The 21579-nt window shown below is 60.9% G+C and carries 23 protein-coding genes; 7 read left to right on the forward strand and 16 right to left on the reverse strand.

Going from position 1 to position 21579, the window contains the following annotated elements:
* The first annotated feature begins 56 nt into the window (after positions 1-56).
* Complete coding sequence (locus CHU95_RS13620) at positions 57-731, forward strand: PspA/IM30 family protein (protein ID WP_165772169.1); 675 nt, start codon at positions 57-59, stop codon at positions 729-731.
* Between the two features lie 83 nt (positions 732-814).
* Positions 815-1111, forward strand: coding sequence for a PspC domain-containing protein (locus tag CHU95_RS13625; RefSeq protein ID WP_207762498.1), 297 nt, complete (start codon positions 815-817; stop codon positions 1109-1111).
* Between the two features lie 67 nt (positions 1112-1178).
* Here the strand turns inward: CHU95_RS13625 and CHU95_RS13630 are convergent, their stop codons facing one another.
* From CHU95_RS13630 to CHU95_RS13665, 8 genes are all read right to left on the reverse strand, one after another.
* A complete protein-coding gene (locus tag CHU95_RS13630; RefSeq protein ID WP_094456887.1) occupies positions 1179-1739 on the reverse strand; it encodes a DUF3833 domain-containing protein in 561 nt (186 codons plus the stop codon).
* A gap of 34 nt (positions 1740-1773) precedes the next feature.
* Entirely contained in the window at positions 1774-3081 is a 1308-nt protein-coding gene (locus CHU95_RS13635; RefSeq protein WP_094456888.1) for an MFS transporter, read from the reverse strand.
* 8 nt (positions 3082-3089) lie between these two features.
* Positions 3090-4325, reverse strand: coding sequence for an SAM-dependent methyltransferase (locus tag CHU95_RS13640; protein ID WP_094456889.1), 1236 nt, complete (start codon positions 4323-4325; stop codon positions 3090-3092).
* On the reverse strand, positions 4322-5134 hold the full coding sequence (locus CHU95_RS13645; RefSeq protein WP_094457236.1) for a DUF1365 domain-containing protein: 813 nt from the start codon (positions 5132-5134) through the stop codon (positions 4322-4324). Before CHU95_RS13645 ends, CHU95_RS13640 begins: the two co-directional genes overlap by 4 nt.
* A 5-nt stretch (positions 5135-5139) precedes the next feature.
* On the reverse strand, positions 5140-6474 hold the full coding sequence (locus CHU95_RS13650) for an NAD(P)/FAD-dependent oxidoreductase (protein WP_094456890.1): 1335 nt from the start codon (positions 6472-6474) through the stop codon (positions 5140-5142).
* Between the two features lie 24 nt (positions 6475-6498).
* Positions 6499-7968, reverse strand: a complete 1470-nt coding sequence (locus tag CHU95_RS13655; protein WP_094456891.1) for a cryptochrome/photolyase family protein — start codon at positions 7966-7968, stop codon at positions 6499-6501.
* Between the two features lie 232 nt (positions 7969-8200).
* The gene (gene pdeM, locus CHU95_RS13660; protein WP_094456892.1) at positions 8201-8917 is read right to left on the reverse strand and encodes a ligase-associated DNA damage response endonuclease PdeM; all 717 of its coding nucleotides are present in this window, start codon (positions 8915-8917) and stop codon (positions 8201-8203) included.
* A gap of 11 nt (positions 8918-8928) precedes the next feature.
* A complete protein-coding gene (locus CHU95_RS13665) occupies positions 8929-9351 on the reverse strand; it encodes a VOC family protein (protein WP_094457237.1) in 423 nt (140 codons plus the stop codon).
* 262 nt (positions 9352-9613) lie between these two features.
* Between CHU95_RS13665 and CHU95_RS13670 the strand changes: the two genes are divergently transcribed.
* Together CHU95_RS13670 and CHU95_RS13675 are read left to right on the forward strand one after the other, a co-directional pair.
* Positions 9614-10231 carry a hypothetical protein gene (locus CHU95_RS13670; RefSeq protein WP_094456893.1) on the forward strand — a complete coding sequence of 206 codons (618 nt, stop codon included), beginning with the start codon at positions 9614-9616 and terminating at the stop codon, positions 10229-10231.
* Positions 10228-10803, forward strand: a complete 576-nt coding sequence (locus CHU95_RS13675; RefSeq protein ID WP_094456894.1) for a hypothetical protein — start codon at positions 10228-10230, stop codon at positions 10801-10803. The genes CHU95_RS13670 and CHU95_RS13675 overlap by 4 nt, the downstream gene beginning before the upstream one ends.
* Positions 10804-10907: 104 nt before the next feature.
* Here the strand turns inward: CHU95_RS13675 and CHU95_RS13680 are convergent, their stop codons facing one another.
* Positions 10908-11144 carry a hypothetical protein gene (locus CHU95_RS13680; RefSeq protein ID WP_094456895.1) on the reverse strand — a complete coding sequence of 79 codons (237 nt, stop codon included), beginning with the start codon at positions 11142-11144 and terminating at the stop codon, positions 10908-10910.
* Here CHU95_RS13680 and CHU95_RS22115 point away from each other — a divergent pair.
* Positions 11137-11373, forward strand: a complete 237-nt coding sequence (locus CHU95_RS22115) for a hypothetical protein (protein ID WP_133065527.1) — start codon at positions 11137-11139, stop codon at positions 11371-11373. The two genes, CHU95_RS13680 and CHU95_RS22115, sit on opposite strands and share 8 nt — an antisense overlap.
* A 151-nt stretch (positions 11374-11524) precedes the next feature.
* Here the strand turns inward: CHU95_RS22115 and CHU95_RS13685 are convergent, their stop codons facing one another.
* Positions 11525-12436 (reverse strand): LysR family transcriptional regulator, encoded by a 912-nt coding sequence (locus CHU95_RS13685; protein WP_094456896.1) that lies wholly within the window; start codon positions 12434-12436, stop codon positions 11525-11527.
* Positions 12437-12745: 309 nt separating this feature from the next.
* Positions 12746-13699, reverse strand: a complete 954-nt coding sequence (gene trxB, locus CHU95_RS13690) for a thioredoxin-disulfide reductase (protein WP_094456897.1) — start codon at positions 13697-13699, stop codon at positions 12746-12748.
* Between the two features lie 215 nt (positions 13700-13914).
* Between trxB and panB the strand changes: the two genes are divergently transcribed.
* Complete coding sequence (panB, locus tag CHU95_RS13695) at positions 13915-14739, forward strand: 3-methyl-2-oxobutanoate hydroxymethyltransferase (RefSeq protein ID WP_094456898.1); 825 nt, start codon at positions 13915-13917, stop codon at positions 14737-14739.
* A 56-nt stretch (positions 14740-14795) separates the two neighbouring features.
* Here the strand turns inward: panB and CHU95_RS13700 are convergent, their stop codons facing one another.
* The 5 genes from CHU95_RS13700 to minC all read right to left on the reverse strand — a co-directional run bounded on the left by CHU95_RS13700 (position 14796) and on the right by minC (position 20156).
* Positions 14796-16358: an ABC transporter substrate-binding protein gene (locus CHU95_RS13700; RefSeq protein ID WP_165772170.1), complete on the reverse strand. Its 1563-nt coding sequence runs from the start codon at positions 16356-16358 to the stop codon at positions 14796-14798.
* Positions 16359-16509: 151 nt separating this feature from the next.
* Positions 16510-18105 (reverse strand): ABC transporter substrate-binding protein, encoded by a 1596-nt coding sequence (locus CHU95_RS13705; protein WP_165772171.1) that lies wholly within the window; start codon positions 18103-18105, stop codon positions 16510-16512.
* A gap of 93 nt (positions 18106-18198) precedes the next feature.
* Positions 18199-18492 (reverse strand): cell division topological specificity factor MinE, encoded by a 294-nt coding sequence (gene minE, locus CHU95_RS13710; RefSeq protein ID WP_094456901.1) that lies wholly within the window; start codon positions 18490-18492, stop codon positions 18199-18201.
* Positions 18489-19304 (reverse strand): septum site-determining protein MinD, encoded by an 816-nt coding sequence (gene minD, locus CHU95_RS13715; RefSeq protein ID WP_094456902.1) that lies wholly within the window; start codon positions 19302-19304, stop codon positions 18489-18491. Before minD ends, minE begins: the two co-directional genes overlap by 4 nt.
* A 39-nt stretch (positions 19305-19343) precedes the next feature.
* Positions 19344-20156, reverse strand: coding sequence for a septum site-determining protein MinC (minC, locus tag CHU95_RS13720; RefSeq protein WP_094457238.1), 813 nt, complete (start codon positions 20154-20156; stop codon positions 19344-19346).
* Positions 20157-20813: 657 nt separating this feature from the next.
* Between minC and CHU95_RS13725 the strand changes: the two genes are divergently transcribed.
* Complete coding sequence (locus CHU95_RS13725) at positions 20814-21560, forward strand: PhoH family protein (RefSeq protein WP_094456903.1); 747 nt, start codon at positions 20814-20816, stop codon at positions 21558-21560.
* The last annotated feature ends 19 nt before the right edge of the window (positions 21561-21579 follow it).

Here is a 21579-nt window from a genome sequence, read left to right on the forward strand (position 1 = left end):
TTTGCTCCTCTTCCTCAAACCCGCTTATCCCACCTGTTTCAGAAGGAGCCCCGAAAATGGGCCTGATCGACCGCCTCGGTGATGTCATCAATGCCAATCTGTCCAGCCTGCTGGACCGGTCGGCCGACCCGGAGCAGACGCTGAACCAGGCGATCCGGGAGATGGAAGACACCCTGTCCGAAGTACGGTGCGGCACCGTCCGCATGATTGCGGAAAAGAAGGAACTGGCCGCGAACTGGCGTGCCGCTGAGTTCGAGATGCTGGAATGGGAACGCAAGGCCGAGATTGCGCTGGCTCATAACCGCGAGGATCTGGCCCGGGCCGCCCTGGGCGCAAAGGAAGAAATCCGCCGCGCCGCTGCCCCGGCAGAGGCGGAAATCAAGGCTCTGGAAGCAGCCATCGCCCGGATGACGGAAGATGCCCGCGCCCTGGAGGACAAGCTGGCCGAGGCCCATGCCCGGCGCCGCAGCTTGGCGACCCGCTACCGTGGCGCCGTTGACCGGCTGCGGGCGCGGACCAGCCTGTACGATGGCCGCTTGGACGAGGCTTTGGCCCGCTCTCGTGAGTTGGAACGCGAAATCGACCATGTCGAGGCCGCTGGCGAAGCCCTGTCCATGGGCCGGCCCCGGAGCCTGAAGGATGAGTTCGCGACCCTGGAGGCCAAGGGACGGGTCGAGGATGAACTGGCCGCCCTGAAGAAGCGGGTGGCCGAACGGGGGGCAGCCTCCTGAAATATGAGTTGCGATAAGTGTCACCCCTGGCGCCGGGAGCGGCGACGGGGCTCCGATGAACAGATGGAATGATGGAGAGAACCGTGAGCCGCTATAACCGCCATTTCGACCGCTTCACCAGCCGTTTCCAGGGTGGGAAGCTTTACAAGGACAGCACCAACGGCATCCTGTTCGGCGTCTGCGCCGGCGTAGCTGAATGGCTTGGCATCAGCCGCTTCTGGGTGCGTGTCGCCGCCGTGCTGTCGATGATCTTCCTGGGGGGCACTCCCATCCTGGCTTACTTTGTGGCAGCGCTGGTTCTGTCCAACCGTCCGACGGCGGCCAAGTATGACCGTTATACCCGCGCTTTTGGGGAGGATTACCGGGAGTGGCGTCGCTGATCCAGCGCTGTCGCTTCAAGGAAGAAACAGGCGGGGCCGGGGGGACCCGCCTGTTTCGTTTCTACCCTTACTCCGCCGCCCGTACAGCCGCCCGCTCCGGAAGATCCTTACGGAAAGCGATGGTGACGGTGGCCAGATGGATACCGAACTTGCTCATGGTCGCGCGGTTCAGCAGCACGCCGTCTGGCATCAAGAACATCCAGTCATCAAAGCGAACCTTGGTTCGGCTGCCATCCATCTTCAGGTTGAAGTCATAGACCATGTTAAAGGCATTGCCGGAGACACGACCCTTGGCGGGCCCGATAGCGTCAGCCGTTGTGCCGATCCAGTTTTGGGGACCGTCCCGGGTCAGCCGCCAGATGCGCTGTTCCAGTTCGCCGTCGTTCCAGACGAAATCTTCAACCAGGGTCAGGACCTTACCGTCCCAGTCGCCCTTGATGTCGACCGTGAAGGTCCGGCGGACATTGCCGAACCGGTCCTCCACGATGCCATAAGCGCGCGTCTGGCCCTGGAAATATTCTTCCAACGCCAGGGCAGGTTTTTCGTTGGCGAATTGTTCGGGCTTCATGTTGGTGCACCCGGATAGGGCCAGGCAAAGGCTGGCCAGAAGGAAAAGGCGGCGGAACATGGCGCTCTCCGCGTCAGGTTTCGGGGGAAAACAGTCAGGTACGGGCGGCGATGCGTGCCCGCAGGGCGGCCTGCGTTGCGGCATCGATCGGCCACCGCCACAGGATGGCGATCGCCACGATTTTTAAGGCGACCGGTGCCAGGGCATAAAGCGTCAGCAAAGCGGTCTTGCCAGTATCGGTTCCGCCTGTCAGGGCGTCGAACCCGAACAGCCCGGCCACTGTCAATCCCAGCGCCGCCAACGCTGTCGCCAGCTTCGTTGCCAGTCCCCAAAAAGCAAAATAAAGACCAGTTCGCGCCCGTCCGGTGCGGGCCGTATCCAGATCGACCACATCCGCCTGCATGGCAGAAGGCAGGATCAGATCGGCGCCGAGTGACATGCCGGTCATGAGGCAAACGATCAGGAAGGCGGTAAAATCTCCGGGCCCCAGGAACGGCACGGTCAAGAACCAGGCGATATTCCACATCATCGCCCAGCGCCAAACGACATGCTTGCCGTATTTCCCGCTCAACCATAACCACAGCGGCACCGTGATAAGACCTGACATAAAATAGGACAGGAGCAACAGACCAGCCCGCTCACCTTCCATCAGCAGATGCTGAACGTAAAACAGAAAGAGCTGTGCAGGCAGCCCATTGGCCATCCCGTTAATGAGGTAGGCCGCAATCAGTTTTCGGAAAGCCCCGTTGGCAAAAATCACCTTCAAACCACGCCGGAACTTCAATGGCGGCTTGGCCGGGGCCTTGTATTCGGGCACGCTCACCAGGGCAATTACTGTAAACAGCGGCAGCATCACCAAGATACAGATGGCCAGGACACGTAGGGCATCCCGTTCCTGTCCGGCCGCACCAACGCCGATGGCAAAGGGCAAAGTCAGCGCGAGCACGGTACCGATGATACTGGCGCCTTCACGGAATCCAGCGATGCGGGTGCGTTGGTGATAATCGCCCGACAATTCCGCGCCCCAGGCATTCAGCGGAACGATCATCATCGTCCAGCCCAGGAAAAGCATGAAGGACCAGCAAAGAAGATAGGCGGGCCCAACCCCGTCGCCCGGTACCATCAGGTACCAGAGCGAAATCAGGGTCAAGGGCAGCCCGGCAGCGATCCATGGTTTGCGACGACCAAAGCGGGTTACAGTCCGGTCGGACAACACACCAACCAGCGGATCGGTTACCCCGTCCCACAGCCGGGCCAGCAGGAGGATGATCCCAATTCCCGCAAGTGGCAGCCCGACCTGCGCATAGGCCGACGGCAAAAACACATAGACCGGCAGGACAAGGGCCGCCAACGGCAAGGCCGGCAGGGCGTAGGCGATCAGGTGGTGGGGGGCCGTCGGCATCCCCCTCCTCAACCCTTGGAGATGCCGACATGCACCACGTCGATGGTGCCCACTTTGAACCCAGCCTCGCAGTACCAGAGATACTGTTCCCACATGCGCTTGAACCGCTCGTCGAAACCGTCTTTCAGCGCCGGCCATGCCTCCTGGAAAGCCACCTGCCATTCACGCAGGGTGCGGGCATAGTGCAGGCCATAGCTCTGTGTGCTGTCAAAACGCAGGTTCGCTGCCTCAACCTCGGCTTTCAGGCGGGTGGGGCTGGGCAGCATGCCGCCGGGGAAAATGTAGCGCTGGATGTAGTCGGCGCCCTTGCGATAGCTCTCGAAATGATCCTCACCGATGGTAATGATCTGCAAGGCGGCCTTGCCACCGGCCCGTAACCGGTCATGAACGGCAGTGAAATAGGTCGGCCAATAGCGCTCACCCACCGCCTCAAACATCTCGATACTGGCGATGCGGTCGAACTGCTCCTTGACGTCGCGGTAATCCTGCAAACGGATCTCGACAAGATGGGACAAGCCGGCGCGCTCCATGCGGGCCACAGCGTAATCATGTTGCGCCTGTGAAATCGTCAGGCCAGTGACCCGTGCGCCGATCACTTTGGCTGCATACTCAGCAAACCCTCCCCAGCCACAGCCGATTTCCAACACATGCTGGCCAGGCTGCAGATCCATACGGGCCGCGATGGCGGCATATTTGCGCTGTTGCGCTTCGTACAGGGATTCCGGCTGGTCCAGGTCGGCATAGACGGCTGCTGAGTAGGTCATCGACGGGTCCAGCCACTGTGAATAGAAGCTGTTCCCCAGATCATAATGGTAGGCAATGTTGCGCTTGGAGCCTGATTTGCTATTCGGTTTGGCCGCGTGCAGCAGGAAGTTAAGCGCACGGACCCAGGCCTTTCCATTCATGGCGCGGTCCAGCTCGGCCTCGTTCAACAGCGCCATCTCGAACAGTGCCGGCACGTCCGGGCTTGTCCAATCGCCATCTAGGTAGCTTTCGCAGAAACCCAGTTTGCCGCCGAACAGCATCCGGCGCGCCAGACGATCGTTGCGAACATACAGCACACCGTGTGGCCCATTCTCCGGCCCCTCGAAACGGTGGCTGCGCCCATCCGGTAGCACGATGGTCAGCGCCCCGACCCGGATGGAGGGAGCCAGTGACATCAACAGCCGCATCATGCGGGAGGGGCGGTAATGTGCTACCGTCTGGCCAAGGCCGAGGAGATTGGTTTCGGTCTGTTCGGTCATGGTTCCACCATTGTTTGGCCGGTGGTTGAGATGGATCGGGCGGACCGTTCGGCAAGCGTTTCCAGGCGAACGGGTGGATCGGGGCGCCGATGGAACATGGCACCTTTGCGCCATAGTTTCAGCGCTTCCCAATGGATGCCGGCAATCACCTTCAAGGTGACCAGCGGGTGGCGGGCAAGGGCCGACCAAAGGCTACGGGTGGACAGGTGCCGACGTTGCCCTGTTTGTGTGGCCACCAACAACGGGCCCGCGGCATCGTCATAATGGATGTCGATCCCGATATGGTCCCCAGGCAGCGAAAGACGGAAGCGGTAGCCCCCCTCAATATCGAAAAAGGGCGACACGTGAAATTCCTTGGCATGCGCATGGTTCAGCAGACCATTCGGTGTCGGGATCACATAGCAATGTTGGTCGCCGAAAGTGTTCTTCACTTCGTACACCACACCGCGCAGGTCGCCGTCCGGCCCAAAGCCATAGAAGATTGACAAAGGATTGAAGCCATAACCAAGGACCCGCGGGAAACAGAACAGCAGGATACGCCCCCCACTCAAATGCACGCCTTTGTCGGCCAGCACACCCTCAACCCACGGTCTCAACGGCGAGCCATCGCGTCGCCCATGGTCTCGGTCAAGGATTGAGAGAAGGCCGGGCCGGTTATGTGTCAAGGGTGATGGCAGATCATCCAACCGGTCGATATCCAGCAGCAGCGACCAGACTTTATAGCTGAACGCGTGCCGGAAGGGGCGGTAGCGGGCGTGGAACACCCGGCAATGATACAGCGCGTGGGTCTGGCCGTCCGCTGCCACCATGCCGGTCACTCCGCGGCTGCTTTGAAAGGCTTGAGCGGTCTGGCATTGCGCCCGGCGGGGGAGACGTCTGTAACACTCCACGGCCGCTTGGCGCCAAGCGCTTCGGCCACGGCCAACCCTGCCGACAACCCGTCCTCATGAAAGCCATATCCAAGATAGGCACCGCAGAACCATGTTCGACGCACACCCTGAATGCGTGCCATCTCGCCTTGCGCTTGGATGGCTGCGGCATCGAACATCGGATGATCATAGATGAATTCTTTGATCTTGTATTCCGGCCGTGGCGGCTGGATCGGGTTAAGGGTCACAAACAGTGGGTTTGCTTCGTCAATGCTTTGCAGCTCGTTCATCCAGTAGGTGACAGCCACCTTCGCATTGCGGTCGCGCGTGCCGTTGGCCAGATAGTTCCAGGCCGACCACGCCTTGGGCCGTTTGGGCATCAGGGCTGGGTCGCTGTGCAGGTGCGCACGGTTCAACTGATAACGGAAGGACCCCAGTACCCGCTTTTCTTCCTCATCCGCATCGGTCAGCATCGCCAGGGCCTGATCGGCATGGGCGCCAATGATCACCTGGTCGAACTGGCTTTCCTGCCCGTCCGTATCGCGCAAGATGACGCCGGCCGGGGTGCGTCGCATGGCGATGATAGCACGATCGGTGTGGATGCGACCGGACAGCGTCGCCGCAAGCACCCGGACATAGGTCCGACTGCCGCCCTTGACGGTGAACCATTGCGGGCGATTCTTGATCTTGAGCAGGCCGTGATTCTGGAAAAACCTGACAAAACTGTGCGCCGGGAATGCCAGCATTTCCGAGATGGTCGATGACCAGATCGCGGCGCCCATGGGCAGCAGGTGATCATAGATGAACCGATGACCATACCGGCCGGCATCCAGATATTCGCCCAAAGTCATGTTGATGCCGGAGGGATCGCGCAGCAGCTTCGGGGCTTCCCGATAGAACCGCATAATATCGCGCAACATCAGGTGATAGGTGGGCGACAGCAGGTTACGTTTCTGCGCGAACATGCCGGCCAGATTACTGCCCGAATATTCCAGCCTGCCGCGATCCAGACTGACCGCAAAGCTCATGGTGCAGGGGATGGAGGGTACGCCCGTATGGGCAAAGAGCGCCAGCAGGTTGGGATACGTCGCCTCATTAAACACAATGAAGCCGGTATCGACGGGGATCGTCTCCCCATTTTTGCCCGTGACATCCACCGTGTTCGAGTGGCCGCCCAGATAATCATTCTGTTCGAAAAGTGTGACGTCATAGCCGTGGCGGTTCAGCAGCCAGGCTGCGCTGAGACCCGAGATGCCGGCACCGATAACCGCGATCTTCATGGAAATATCCTTCTTTCAGGCCAACTATACCGGATCACTGCTGCGGATTGTTGCGAAAGCATCCAGTGCGCGCTGCCGTCCCAGTGCATGATCAATGATCGGCGCAGGATAGTCACGGCCAAGTGTAACCCCGGCCCCACGCAGCACCACGGGCGGTGCTGTCCATGGGGTATGGATATATTTGTCCGGCATATGTTTCAATTCAGGCACCCACTGGCGGACATACCGACCGTCCGGATCGAATTTCTGTCCCTGGAGAACAGGGTTAAACACCCTGAAATAGGGGGCCGCATCGGCGCCGCATCCCCCGATCCACTGCCAACCCGCAGCGTTGTTGGCGAGATCAGCATCGACCAGCGTGTCCCAGAACCAGCGCTCGCCCGCCTGCCAGGGAAGCAGTAGATGTTTGACCAGAAGCGACCCGACAATCATCCGTACTCGGTTGTGCATCCAGCCGGTCACCCAGAGCTGGCGCATGCCCGCGTCAACAATGGGATACCCGGTCTGCCCCCGTTGCCAGGCGGCCAATGACGTGTCATCGCGGGTCCAGGGGAAGGCCTCAAATGACGCGGAAAGGGGACGTTCGGGCAGGGTAGGGAAGTGATACAGCAGCGAATGAGAAAATTCGCGCCAGCCGATCTCGCGCAGAAAACTATCTATCTGCACCTTGAAGGTTTCGTTAACCGACTCGCCTGCCATCTTGGCGGCGTTCCAGATCTGGCGGGGCGATATCTCCCCAAAATGCAGATGCGGTGACAGCCGTGAGGTCCCGTCAATGCCGGGTACATCACGGCCGAGCGCGTAATTGGCAGCGCCATTGCTCAGGAACTGCGCCAAACGCACCGCCGCCGCTCTTTCCCCAACACCCTCCCCGTCGGACCAGGCACGCCGCAGCCCGGCGGCCCAGTCGGGCTTTGTCGGCAGAAGCTGCCAATCTGCGAGGGCGTCGCCTGTTAAATCGCCTGGCCAGGGCAACAGTCGGTCCGGCGCGGGCAAGGGCCGGTCAGGGGCCGTGACAGCCAAAGCGGCGCGCCAATAGGGCGTGAAAACTTTATAAGGCGTTCCCTGACCGGTCAGCACTTCCCAGGGCTCGTTCAGCAGCGCAGCCTTGAAGCTGGTGGCCATAACCCGGCCCTTTAAGGCGGCCTTGAGACGCGTGTCGCGGTCGACTGCATACGGTTCATAGCAGCGATTCCAGACCAGTTCTGCAGCCCCAACCTGTTCTGCCAGATCAGCGATCACCACATCCCCTGGGCCGCGGCGTAACAGCAGGGACAAGCCGCGCTGCCGCAGGCTGTCGGACAACTGCGTCAGGCTGTGGTGTAGCCACCAGCGTGTCGCACCGCCTGCTTTCCAGATGCCGGGGGTGACATCATCCAGCACAAATACCGGTATGATTGGTCGACCGCTTTGCGCTGCATGATGCAGGGCCGGGTTATCGGCGATGCGCAGATCCTGGCGAAACCAGACAATGATGGGTTGGGAAACAGTCATTCTGACAGGGGGGCCTGGGCTGTAAACATCAGATTTTACTGATGATACGTCGGTGTGTTGGCTTTGGATCACTCCGCCGACTATCCTCATGCACTGAATTTTTTCTGATGCCGCAGTTGATCCTGGCTTCGGGGATGCTACATGCCGTAACGATGGCGGCAATTTTCCCCTCCCCCAGAGCAGCCGACCATCCTCCCAAACCCCCGGATGCCTTCCCCCAGGTGTCCGGGGGTCATCCTTTTAATGCTGCACGGTCCCTGTGCGTCGTGAGATCGGCGGCAAGACGATTGCTTGGCAGGGGGAAAAGACGGCCCGTTCCCATCATCCATGCCTGGAACGGGCGCTGCAAAAGCCCAGTGATGGCTGGGTGCAGCACGTTAAGCCCCCCCGTATAGGCACCAAAAGCCGGAAGAATCATTCGCCGCCCGTCTGTTGCAAAACATCGTGCGCTGATCCGTTTGCCACGGACAATGGCTGCTGCCTTGGGGTGATAATGGCCGGAGATTTCACCCCTGCTCGCGCCTGCTTCTGGCACTGCCTGGTGCCTCAGGACCAGTGGACCCTCCCGCAACTCATCGGCAATGACGCGGCCTCCCCAGCCCGGTGGCGGTGCCGGATCGTGATTACCGGCAATCCAGACCCACGCATGGGCGGAGGTCAGCGCCTTGATGCGCCGGCCATCGGCCGCCGATACCCGTCCGGCGGCGTCCCGGTCATGAAAACTGTCGCCCAGACAGATTACCTGCGTGGGGTTCCAGCGCTGACAAAGCGTTTCCAGCCGGGACAGTGTGGCCGCCGTGTCATAGGGCGGCAGGAGTTGTCCGCTTCGTGCAAAGGCGGACCCTTTCTCAAGATGCAGGTCGGCGACCAGCAACCAGCCGCGCGCTGGCCAGAACAAGGCACCAGCCGGATCGGCCGTCAGTGACGCGCCATTTAGAAGAATGTCCATCGACCGAACTTTCAGACCAGGGTCACTGCTCCATCCTGGGCGAGAGGCCAGAAGGGATTCAGCGCGATTTCCCAGTAATGACCATCGGGATCGGCGAAGACACCGCTATAGCCCCCCCAGAACTGGTCGGCGGGTGCCCGCACCAGACGCCCGCCCTGCGTCAGCGCGAAGGAGACCAGACGGTCGACCTCCGCCTTGCTGCGCACATTCTGCGCTAGCATGGTGGGGCCGTGTGCCACCTTGCCGGCATCGCCTGCGATCTCATCCTCATACTTGTCGGCGGACAGCAGGCCCAGGCCCATCCCGCCCATCTGGAAATAAGCGAAGCCAGGCTGACTACCCGCGCAGGCTTGCCATCCCAGCCCTTCATAGAAGGTGCGGGAGCGCGCTACCTCGGCAACGCGCAAGGTGACAAGGGTGATGCGCTGTTCCATGAAGCGGGTCCTCAGGCGGCGGGGCTGCCGCCATTCACCCACACTGGTCACAAAACCGCAAGGGTGGCGGTCAACAAGCCCGCCTGTGGCCCCCATCCCTATGGTGCTGGCCGCGTTACAAGTACCAGCCATTGAATTCTGGAGGCCAGGACCAAGTCGTACCGGCAATTGTGCGCCTGCGAATTGGGTCCTGTTTATTGCCCCTTTCAAGGAATTGAAACTTTCTCTACAATAATTCAGTTGGATAAGTCTGAGGCTTCTTGTGCTCAACGGCATCATAGAGCTGATCCGGTTCGCAGTGATCACGTTCCTGGCGGCTGTTGCTGCCAACGTGGTTGTGTCGCTGGTTGCCTATGTCTGGGCGAAGATCATCCGGGTACAGGGGCATGAGTTGGAACTGCGGGGGCGCCTGGCACGGTATGCCCGCATCGCCACTGGCTTGACCAACCGGGTGGAAGCACGCAAGAACACGGCCGCCGGTGCCGCCACTCACCTGTTCACCGCCCAGCGCCATGAAAAGCAGTTAAAGAGCCGGATTCGGGAATTGGAGAAATGCCCGCATCGTTTTGTTCGCATGATCGGGGCTGAGCAATTTCCCAACAAGCCTTACGAGTTTCTGGTCATCAACAGTTCGGTGTCCCATCAGGTCAAACGCGGTGAACGCCATCCCTTCTACGACAGTAGTTGGGCACAGCCCTGTCCTGTCCATGTCTGGGCGCGTGGCCCGGAGGAAGCAAAAGCCGAGTTTGAGCGCGTTTATCCCAAGGCATCCGGCTTCAAGGTTGTTTACGTTCAGCCGTTGACCGGAGCCGCCGCACCCAAGGATAGCGGCGATAGCGAAGGGGTGGAGACTGCCACCTCGGAAGTGGAGCCAGCATGAGCGGCTTCTCCATGGCCTTGATGCTGATGATTGTGTTCCTGTCGGTGAAACCCACCGTCATCAAGGCGAACCGCAGCCTGAAAGAGGCCCGCAGGGCCATGGTAGAGTTACGGCGGCGTCAGCATGCGCTCAGCACCAAGATCCGCTCCCTGGCACGCGAGAGTTTGGGTCAGCGCCTCACGGCCGGACAAGACGACCATGAGGCGTTCGAACTGCAATCCCGGACAGATCATCTCCAGCGCACCATCGAACTGCTGGAGGCGGAAGATCGCCGTGTGCTGGTCATGGATGAACGGCGCGGACTTTCCGAAACGGGGTGGATTATTTGCGTACGGCGTCGGCCCGAAGCGGCGTCGCCGCTGGAGCCCAGCAACATCACCCGGCTGTGGGATGAGGGCCGTTATGTGTTTTTCTTCGCATCTGACATGGCGCGGGCGCGCCGTAAGGTGCTGCTGCGCTTCTCTGAGGAAGGTGGATTTAGCATCGTCGATGTGAAGCCGCATGAAGGCGATCTGTCTGATCCGCCGGCCCTGGGGGCGCACAATTCTGACAAACAGAAACAAAGCGCCTGAAAAGGCTTCTGTGCTGGACCTTGCTGTGGTGCTTGCAGCCCGGTTGTCACGGTCTATTCAGGGCTGCGATGTGCTGGGGCAACGGCCTCGCCCAGCCACCAGCATCAGGCCGTGATGTCGATGAGATAGCCGCGATATTGCACGGGCTGCACAGGTTGCAATGTGACCGGGGGAACTGGTGCCAGGTTACGGTCCGGCAGCCGGGCGGCTGGTGCTGGCTGTGGCGGCGGCGGTGCCGGTGCCGGATCGGCTGAGCGACGACCGGGAGCGCCCTCCGGTGCCGGCGGGGAGGGGGCGGTGTAGCTACCGGTACTGCCGTTGGAGATGCCGTTGATGGCCATGATCAAGCACTCTGGCGAAGCTGTTGAAGATCATAGCGTGTATGGGTCAACCACAGTAGCGCACTTTGCATGCCGGGCAGGCTGCGCCGATGCGGTGACCGCAGGGCTGGTGATGCATTCGTGGATGCCACAAATGGCACCAGCATCTGCTGCCAAAACAGGCACGGTTGGCGGGCTGTGGTCGGTCAAAAAAACGGCCGGAAAACCATATGGTTTCCGGCCGAGTTGAACAGGGAGGCTTCACGTCTGGGAGACGCTGGGTCAAGGACCCAACCCCGACCGGGTAAATCGGGGCGAAACATCGCTGCTGCGCCGCAGCAGCGATGGCCCAAGATTTAAGCATCCTGGACGATTATACCAGGGGTGAAGCCAAGCCCGAGTTATGCGTTTTGCGCATGGCTTGAGGGGAAAGTCTCTGCGACTTTCTTGACCAGGAAGTCCCGGAACACGGCGATGCGCTTTGAATGGCGCAGTTCCTCGGCATAGACGAAATAGGCATCAATGCGCGGGCCGCTGACTTCTGGCAGAACCCGAACGATATCCGGCTGGTTATCGACGACATAGTCGGGCAGGGACGCGATACCCAGGCCAGACTGAACAGCGCGGAACATAGCGTAGAGGCTGTTAACGCGCAGCGCCGTGTGACGCTCGCCACCTGGCGGGTCGCCAACATGCAGAGCCCAGTTGATATTGGTGACCGGTGCCCGCGCCTCGTTCGGGTAGGCGATCAGATCATGCTGATCCAATTCGGCCACTGATTGCGGGGTGCCACGCTTTTCCAGGTATGACTTGTGGGCATACAGGTGGACACGAACCGTCATCAGATGGCGCTGAATGAGGTCCGGCTGGCGGGGAGCCGACAGGCGGATGGCGATATCCGCCTCACGCATCGACAGATCCAGCTCGTTGTCATCCAGCAGGAGCGTCAACTGCACATCCGGGTAGAGGGACAGGAAGTCCTTGACCCGCGGCGTCAGCCAGGTCGAGCCAAGCGCAATAGTGGTCGTGACCTTCAGCGGGCCCTTCGGATGCTCTTTTGATTCGGAGAGCATAGCCTCCGTCATCGAAAGCTTGGCAAATACCTCCCGCGCGGTGCGGTAGAGCAATTCGCCCTGTTCCGTCAGGATCAGCCCGCGTGCATGGCGATGAAACAGCGGCACATGGAGGCTTTCCTCCAAGGCGCTGATCTGCCGGCTGACCGCCGACTGGCTGAGGTTCAGGGTTTCCCCCGCATGCGTGAAGCTGCCCGCCTCCGCCACAGCGTGAAAGACGCGAAGCTTGTCCCAGTCCATGGACCCGTCCCTAGATAGTGGCGCAACTGCCGAACGCCGGTTGACGTCCCAGGCGCCCCGTCTGTTGGTCGGACACGGGAATGCGCCCGACGCATGGATGATATACAGCCCCCGCTGCCAATGCTAGGGCTTGTCACCAAAATGTCGATTTACCGCTAGCTATCGTATTGTTCTTGCAACAGTTCGCCGACCAGCGGCCAGGGATTCCCCGCCAAAGGTGGTAGAAACTGGACGGCCCCAGGTGGAGAGAACGCGAATCCATCGCCCATCCGGGGCCATTTTCAGGTGAACACCGATACCGGTCTCGAATCAGTGGCCGGCCAGGAACTTCTCCGCCTCAAGGGCCGCCATGCAGCCCATGCCGGCCGCGGTGACGGCTTGGCGGAAAACCTTGTCTTTCACGTCACCGGCCGCGAACACGCCGGAGATATCGGTGCGCGTGCTGTCCGGGTCGGTCACAATATAGCCTTCATCATCCATGCGTATCTTGCCCTTGAAGACGCTGGTGGCCGGGTCATGGCCGATGGCGACGAAGACACCGTCGAGCGGCAGATTAGTGACGGCATTGCTCTTCACATTGCGCAGACGCACGCCGGTAACCATTTTCGGGTCGGTGAAGCCGGAGCCCCCCTGACCCAGGATTTCTTCAACCACACTGTCCCATACGACCTCGATCTTCGGATTGTCGCGCACCCGTTCCTGGAGAATGCGTTCGCCTCGGAAACTGTCGCGGCGGTGGATCAATGTGACCTTGGATGCATGATGGGTAAGGTAAAGGGCCTCTTCCAGGGCGGTGTTGCCGCCGCCGATCACCGCCACCTGTTTGCCGCGGAAAAAGAAACCGTCGCAGGTGGCGCAGGCAGAGACGCCAGCCCCCTGATAATGCTGCTCACCCGGAATGCCCAGCCAGCGGGCCTGGGCACCTGTGGCAATGATGACGGCATCGGCGACGAACTCATCGCCGCTGTCGGCCTTGCAGACGAATGGGCGGCGGGTGAAATCCACATCGGTGATGATGTCATAGAACATCTTGGTACCGTACCGCTCCGCTTGCGCGCGCATCTGTTCCATCAGGTGCGGGCCCTCTACGGGTTCAGCGAACCCAGGATAATTTTCCACGTCCTTGGTGATGGTCAACTGGCCGCCCGGCGTCATGCCCTGGACCAGCACCGGTTCCAGGCTGGCGCGCGCGGCATAGATGGCAGCGGTATAGCCGGCCGGGCCGGCGCCGATGATCAGGACCTTGGAACGATGGGTGGCCATGTTAGTTCCTTGAAAGAAGCTGGGAAGAAAGCGTGGTGCGCTGGAGCGAAAACATGGGGGGTGTTGGTCCCTTCCGGCAAGATCATGCCAGCGCGGGTCGGGGTTGCGACCCTACAGGCAGGAGCAGCACCCGGCAATGGCGCCGCTTTACCTGCCTGCTGATCTGATGTACGGGATTTCGCAACGCACAATAAGCGGACCGGAGGAGACAGGCCATGAGCGCCAGCACCCAGGTAAAGCGTACCAGTGTGCCCGATATCGCCGGACGTAAGGGGCAGGACCCCGTTGTGGTTCTGACCGCCTACTCAGTGTCGATGGCTCGGCTTCTGGATGACCATTGCGACTGCCTGCTGGTCGGTGACAGTCTGGGCATGGTGCTTTATGGCCTGGACAGCACGCTACCGGTCACGCTGGACATGATGATCAACCATGGTGCCGCCGTAGTACGCGGTTCGTCCAAGGCCTGTGTGGTTGTTGATCTTCCGTGGGCAAGCTATCAGGAAAGCCCTGCCCAGGCCTTCCGCAATGCGGCTCGTGTTTTGGCAGAAACGGGTGCGTCGGCGGTCAAACTGGAAGGTGGGGCGGAAATGGCGGACACCGTCGATTTCCTGGTCCGCCGTGGTATCCCTGTCATGGGCCATGTTGGCCTTACACCACAGGCGGTGAATGCGCTCGGTGGTTACCGTGCTCGTGGTCGGTCAGATGCCGAACAGGCTAAGATCCTTGGCGATGCCAAGGCTATCGCAGAGGCGGGCGCCTTCGCCATCGTGGTGGAAGGGGTGGTCGAGCCGTTAGCCCGCCAAATCACCGAACAGGTACCCGTGGTAACAATCGGCATCGGCGCCAGTGCAGCCTGTGACGGACAGGTTTTGGTGTCGGATGACATGCTTGGCCTTTTCGGTGGCTTTACCCCGAAATTCGTCAAACGGTATGCCGAGATCGGGGAGAATGTCTCCAAGGCAGCGGCTGATTATGCGGCGGATGTCCGGTCCCGCACCTTTCCCGGTCCTGCCCACATTTTTCCGGCCCGCAAGGGGTGATCATTTGATCGGGACCGGTGCCCGGGATGCCGGCGGAGAGGCCGTCACTGCTCGTGCTAACGCACCAGAGCGCTTGCACGCTGTGTCGCAATGCGACCGAACACACGCCCGGTATCGCGTGCGTTCAACGTCAGGTCGGACCGATGCAGCACAAGGTCACGCATATGGAGCAGCGGGATGAAAGGTATGTCGCGGTCCAGAATGGTCTGGATTTCCCCCGTCAGCATGTCCATTTTTGATGGATCGGCGGCCGCTTCGGTCAGCATCCGTGTAATGGCAGCATTCTTATAGAGGCCCGGGTTCAAAATACTGCGGACTGCCTGTGGGCTCAACATCCCCTGAAAGGCGCTCATGATCAGGCCATCTTCAATGCCGAGCATGTTCAGCGCCAGATCGAATCGGCCTTCCCGCAAACGATCGCGATAATCGTCCCGATCCAGCCGGATAACAGTGACGCGGATACCCGCAACGGACAGCATTCCCGCCAGGATGTCGGCCGTTCGTCCGCCATCACTGCCCCGTTGCGGTGGCGCCAGCAGTTCCAGGTCCAATCCTTCCGCGTACCCGGCCTCTCGCAACAGGTCACGCGCTTTAGCGGGGTCGCTCGTGTCGTCGGGCCGCGCTGGAAGAGAACCACGCATTCCAGGTAGCGCGATCTGATGTGCCGGACTTCCATACCCATCAGTGGCGCGTTGAGCCAGAAGCGTTTTATCGATCAGCAGGGCTATGGCTTGGCGAACCCGGACATCGGCCAGCGCCTTCGACCTCGACCCACTCGGGTCGGCTGGGCCATGGGGGGTGAGGTTTATGGACAAAAACAGCGTGCGGTCGGTTGGCAGTTCGGTCAGCGAAATCTGCGGCAGGTTGGGCAGATAGGCCAGAGGGGCTGGTGGTGGGTCCTCTATGATATCGGCCTGCCCGTTGGCCAGCGCCCTGACCCGTTGCTGCGCATCGGGTTCCGTCGTGATATGGACCCTGTCGAAGGGTGCGGACCGTTGACCTCTGCTGTTTGTCACCGCCTCCAGCGTGAACGATGCCTTGTTCCCCAACTTCGAATGGCGAAGCTTGTAGGGGCCCGAACCACGCTGTGGTGCCGACAGCCGTACCATCGTGGCAGGAAGAGCGCTTGTGCAACTATTCTCGCGAAACCCATCTGGCGCCTGCACGCCATAAATCAGCAGAAGTGCGGACGTCAGCCGCACTTGTGGCTCTTCCAGTTCGACCAGGATTTCCGTTCCGTCAGCGTTCAGCGAGGCGCGCTTCAGGTTGACAGGCTGGCCATGATGGGCAGCGCGATTGATGGTCGCCCACCGGCAAAGGCTGTACAACAGGTCGCGGCCGGTGACGGGGCGACCGTCACTGAACTGCCGCCCGGAGGCGGGTTGAAGGCGCCAGATGCGCTGGTCGACGCTCTGCCAGCCGGCCAGCAACCCTGGGACCGGTGCGAAAAGATCGCGGGACAGAAAAGGGTCAAAGATGTGCCCCAATAGCTGAAAATCAGCCCCGGTATAGGCCCGGTGGGGGTCCAGGCTGCTCGGTCCTGTAACGGTCATCACGCGCAGGTCCCGGTCGCCCGACGCGCCCGACGCGCCGGCTACGGGGAGGAGAATGGTGGCCATCAGCGCCAGCATCCTTTTCACGCTGCGGTGTCTGACCATGCAACCACCTCTGTCGTGTTGCGCCGTGCAAACCTGTTCCTGGCGGATGATGACTCCATTCCGTCACAACGAAAAGTGTCGCCACGAAAGCATACTGATGAATGTATGCGAATTAGGGGCCGTCACTGGCATCGGCCATGGCCGGGCTGGTGATGCGGCCGAATGCGCGGGTCGTATCCCGGGCATGCAATGATAGTCCCGCCCGATGCGCGACCAGGTCACGGATATGCATCAGCGGGATCATCGGCAGATCAGCGTCCAGAATCGCGGTTGCCTGTCGGGTCAAGACGGGTATGGAGCTCGGGTCGGCGCCCCGTGCCTGATGCAGGAGATTATCCAGAATAGCATTGCGATAACCGCTTGGGTTGGCAATGCTATCCTTCTCGGCGGCACCCGCGACAGCGGCGTAACCTTCCATGGCGGAACCGGCCGTCAGTCCCAGGCCGGCGAACATCACCTGAAAATCACCTTTGGCCACACGGGCCCGAGATTCAGAGGCCGGCACTGGCGTGATGGTCAGGGTGATGCCAATGGCCCGCAACATGCCGGCCAGGGCATCGGCAACCCGCGGGCGGTCGGTGATCCGCGTCAGCGGCAGCAGCAATGTCAAATCCAGCCCTTGTCCATAACCCGCTTCAGCCAGCAGCGCACGGGCCTGGTCGGGGTCCGGTCGCATGGTCTGCGGCCGGTCCGCCAGATACCCTTCCATACCGGGCTGGGCCAGTTGCCAGGCTGGACCGGCAAAGCCCTCCAGGCCCCGCTCAACCAGCACATGGCGGTCAAGCGCCATTGCAATGGCCTGGCGTACACGGATATCGGCCACGGGGTTCGGTTTTCCCCCAGCAGATTTAGGACGCAGGTTGAAGGTCAGCAGCAGCGTCCGGTCAGTGGGCAACTCTGTCAGCGTCATCCCCTTTAACTTGGAGATGTAGGGTAAGTGAACGGGGATCACGTCTTCCATGATGTCAGCCTGCCCAGTGACCAGCAGGCGCAGACGGTCACGTGCATCCGGGGCCGACCACAGGACAACACGCGGCCATGCCGCGCAGTTGCGCCAGCAATGGGCAGAAGGGATCAGCACGTGCTGATCCGGAAGGGCCGTGGCTTCGCGCGGGGCGGGCTTGTAGGGGCCGCTGCCGATATGGGCCTTGCCCCGTCCAGCCAGAACCGTGGCCGGGTCACAACCCTGTGGCCCTTCACCGGTATCATCAGGTGCCGCCATGATGAAAACCAGCGACAGGGCGGAGGGCAGCAGCCGATAAGGGGCTGACAAGGTTAGCGAGACCCGCCCCCCCGCTTCCGCCGACAGATGGGTCAGGCCCAGCATCTCCCGCCCCATGCGGCGGGTCAGCACCTGATAGCGGCACAAGCTGTAGATAACGTCGCGGGGGGTGACGGGCCGGTTATCGGCAAAACGGGCCGCCGGATCAATCTGGAAACTCCAGGACTGATGATCTTGGGTGGACCAACTTCGGGCCAGTCGTGGAATGACATCGAAGCCATCCCGTGTCACCAGAGTATCGTAGATATGATCATAATATTGAAAGTCGGCGCCGGTGCGCGACTCATGCGGATCATCAGCCGCAACTTGGCCAGAAATGGCAGCGACAAGCTGTTCGGCGGCACTTGCCGAACGTGCCATCCCGGTCAGCATGAGGATCGACACCAGGATCAGCACATGTGTCCGGATGATCGCGCGTCCTTCCAAAACCCCGCATCCATATCCAGTCGGGCACTTAACTGAAAACATGCCCGGTTATCGATGCAGAAGGCAAGACGGCTATCACCCGGATCGCCCCCGTCAGTTCACGGTCGCAGCTTTGCCGGCGGGTCCGCGCTTGGCCGGTGCGGGCAGTTCCACATTGACTTCCAACATAGAGCACCCGCTTTCGCGTTCCAGCTTCACGGCCACCTTATCATCATCAATGTTGACGTATTTTTTGATGACGGCCAGCAGCTCCTGTTGAAGCGCGGGCAGGAAGTCCGGGCTGTCGCGGCCCGAACGTTCATGCGCCAGCACGATCTGCAAGCGCTCCTTGGCCTGGGCCGCCACAGTGGGCGGTTTCGACCGGCGGAAAATATCCAGCAGGCTCATGCGGTCCTCCGCAGCAGACGGTCCAGGAAGCCCTTTTTCTCGGGCTTGATGAAACGATGCTCGATGGTTTCGCCCAGGAACCGACCGACGGCATCGCCATAGGCCTGACCAGCATTGGACTTGTCATCCAGAACGACGGGCATGCCGACGTTTGACGCCTTCAGAACCGCCGGACTTTCCGGGATAATGCCCAACAACGGGATGGCCAGGATTTCCAGCACATCCTCCACCTTGAGCATTTCGCCCTTTTCCACCCGCTCCGGATCGTAGCGGGTGACCAGCAGATGTTCCTTTACCGGTTCCAGCCCTTGTTCAGCCCGGCGCGACTTGGCCTGGATCACACCCAGAATACGGTCGCTGTCGCGCACTGAGGACACTTCGGGGTTGGTGACGATGATGGCATGATCGGCCCAGTACAGCGCCATCAGCGCGCCCTTTTCGATACCGGCCGGGCTGTCGCACAGAATGTAGTCAAATTCTTTCTTCAGCTCATCGAGGATCTTGCCCACCCCTTCCTGGGTCAGCGCGTCCTTGTCGCGCGTCTGGCTGGTGGGCAGGATATAGAGGTTTTCGACCCGCTTATCCTTGATCAGCGCCTGGCTGAGGCGGGCCTCACCATTGATGACATTGATGAAATCGAACACCACACGGCGTTCGCATCCCATGATCAGGTCAAGGTTGCGCAAACCCACATCGAAATCGATGATGCAGGTCTTGAACCCGCGCAGGGCAAGGCCCGTGCCGAAGGCGGCGCTCGAAGTGGTCTTCCCCACGCCGCCCTTGCCGGAGGTCATCGTAATGATCTTGGCCAAGTGGCGTCTCCCAAGGTCAAAGGTTGATCAAACTGTCCGTCAAGCCACGTTGGTGACCAGCGGGTCGATGTGCAGATAGCCATTGTTCAGGTAAATTTGCACCTGGCGACGGCGGATATCTTTTCCGATATCTTCTGACACGCGATAAAGCCCGGCGATAGAGACCAGTTCGGCATCCAGGCTCTGGCAGAAGATACGCGAAGTCTGGTCCCCGCCGACCCCGGCGAGAGCCCGCCCCCGCAGTGCGCCATAAACATGGATCGAGCCATCGGCCAAAAGTTCTGCGCCAGGGCTGACAGAGCCGATGACCACAAGATCCCCGCCGGGGGCATAGATCTGGCGGCCCGACCGAACATTCTCCGCGATCACCATGGTGGTGCGCTGGGGCGCCGGCTCGGGCAACGGGGCCGGGGCGGGCGCTGGCGTCGGCGCGGCCGGTGCATGGGGCTGCCCCTGCACATTGGCGAGGCCCTGTGCCGGGCTCCGGCCGGTACCGGCTAACGGATCGAAGGTCTCTGCCTTGCCCCTCGCCGCACTGATCAGCGCCATTCCACGGGCGAGGGCCGCATCCTGCTGTTCCTTCGTTCCACCCTGCAGGCCCACTGCCATCAGGCCCAGGTTCCTCAGCAGTTTGCAGAAGGCATCCATATCAAAGGGCGTGCCGGCGGGAAGATCATCCAGGTCCAGAACCACACCGGCATGCCGGAAGAAATTTGGCGCCTGCGCAATTTTGCCGGATAGAACCGGGAAAAAGTTGGGGTTGTGAGGGTCGCTGACCTTCAGCACCATCATAGTGAAGGTGCTGCCGCGCAGCTGGAACGGTGCGTCCCTGAAGGCGACCTGGTTGCTCATATCCTTGCCTGACCCCGCCTGTCCCCAACCCACGGCACCGGCCCCAGCCTGGGCGCCCAATCATGCCGTCGTTCAAGCGCGTTTTGTGCGCCGACGCAAGAGTTTCATGCGGCATATCTTGCGACAATGGGCGCTTGTTCCACAACATCTATTCCGGGTGGGCGCGTATGATTGCATATCAGCGCCTGCTGTCCCGGCAGATTGGGCGCTGCGATGCCGCCAGAAGCCTGTCTGTCCCACAGGAATGAGGGGGTGTCTAGTCCTATTGCACCCGCGAAGGCCGACTCCGGGCCCACCTCTGTCAAAAGACATACCCCGCCAGATATTGTGTGAAGATTGCGTTTCAGCCGCAACAAATGGTGACGGGCGGAATCTTTTGAGATAGGATTCCCAATGTTGGTCCTGACTGGGGTGGATGGATCGTTCAATGGCAGATGGCCCGGCAGCACATTATTGCAGCGCAACGGCACCTGACCGCGCCCTTCCTTGCCGCATGGCAACATGCGCATCGCCCACAGCAGCACCAGCCGCCCGACGGCTTCATCCGCAACCGCACCGCTCGAACAGACGGTGCGGTTTTTTGTTGGCCTGTCAGGCGCCTGTTGCGTTCCCGCTTCAACCGGACAACGTCCATTGCCGCAAGTGAGGAGATGCCAGATGGCCAAGCGCCAGTCCAAGCCCGCGTCCAGCAGCAGCGACAATAAGGTCCAGCCGCTTTTCCCCCGCCAAACCGCCGGCTGGGACCCGCTGGGCGCCAGTGCGGAGGAGCGACGCGATCAGTCCTATGTCCGCACCGTCAAACCGATGAGTGCAGGACAGGCGCTGCTGATGCAGGCAATCAAGGAACATAACCTGACCCTGGCATTGGGTCCTGCGGGGACCGGCAAGACCTATCTGGCCATTTCCTCGGCCGTCACGGCCCTTGAAAAGGGAGAGGTCGACCGTATTGTGCTTTCCCGACCCGCTATCGAAGCCGGGGAAAGCATCGGCTATCTGCCCGGTGACGTGAATGAGAAGATGGCGCCGTTCCTGCGCCCCCTTTATGACGCGCTGTCCGACCGGCTGGGGGCCAAGCGGCTCAAGGCCATGATGGCTGATGGGTCCATTGAAATTGCGCCCGTGGGCTACATGCGAGGGCGCACCCTGAACAACGCCTTTGTCGTGATTGATGAGGCGCAGAACTGCACCTATGCGCAGATCAAAATGTTGCTGACGCGGCTGGGCTGGCATTCGACCATGGTGTTGACAGGGGACCCCGATCAGTCGGACCTGCTACCCGGCGTTTCGGGTCTGGCGGATATCGCCCGTCGGCTGGAGGTTGTAGACGGCATTGCCATCGTAAGGCTGGCGGAAGTGGATATTGTGCGCCATCCCCTGGTGGCGAGCATGCTGACAGTGCTTTGATGCAACCACGGCTGGGCGG

It is taken from the genome of Niveispirillum lacus (assembly GCF_002251795.1).
GTDB lineage: Bacteria > Pseudomonadota > Alphaproteobacteria > Azospirillales > Azospirillaceae > Niveispirillum > Niveispirillum lacus.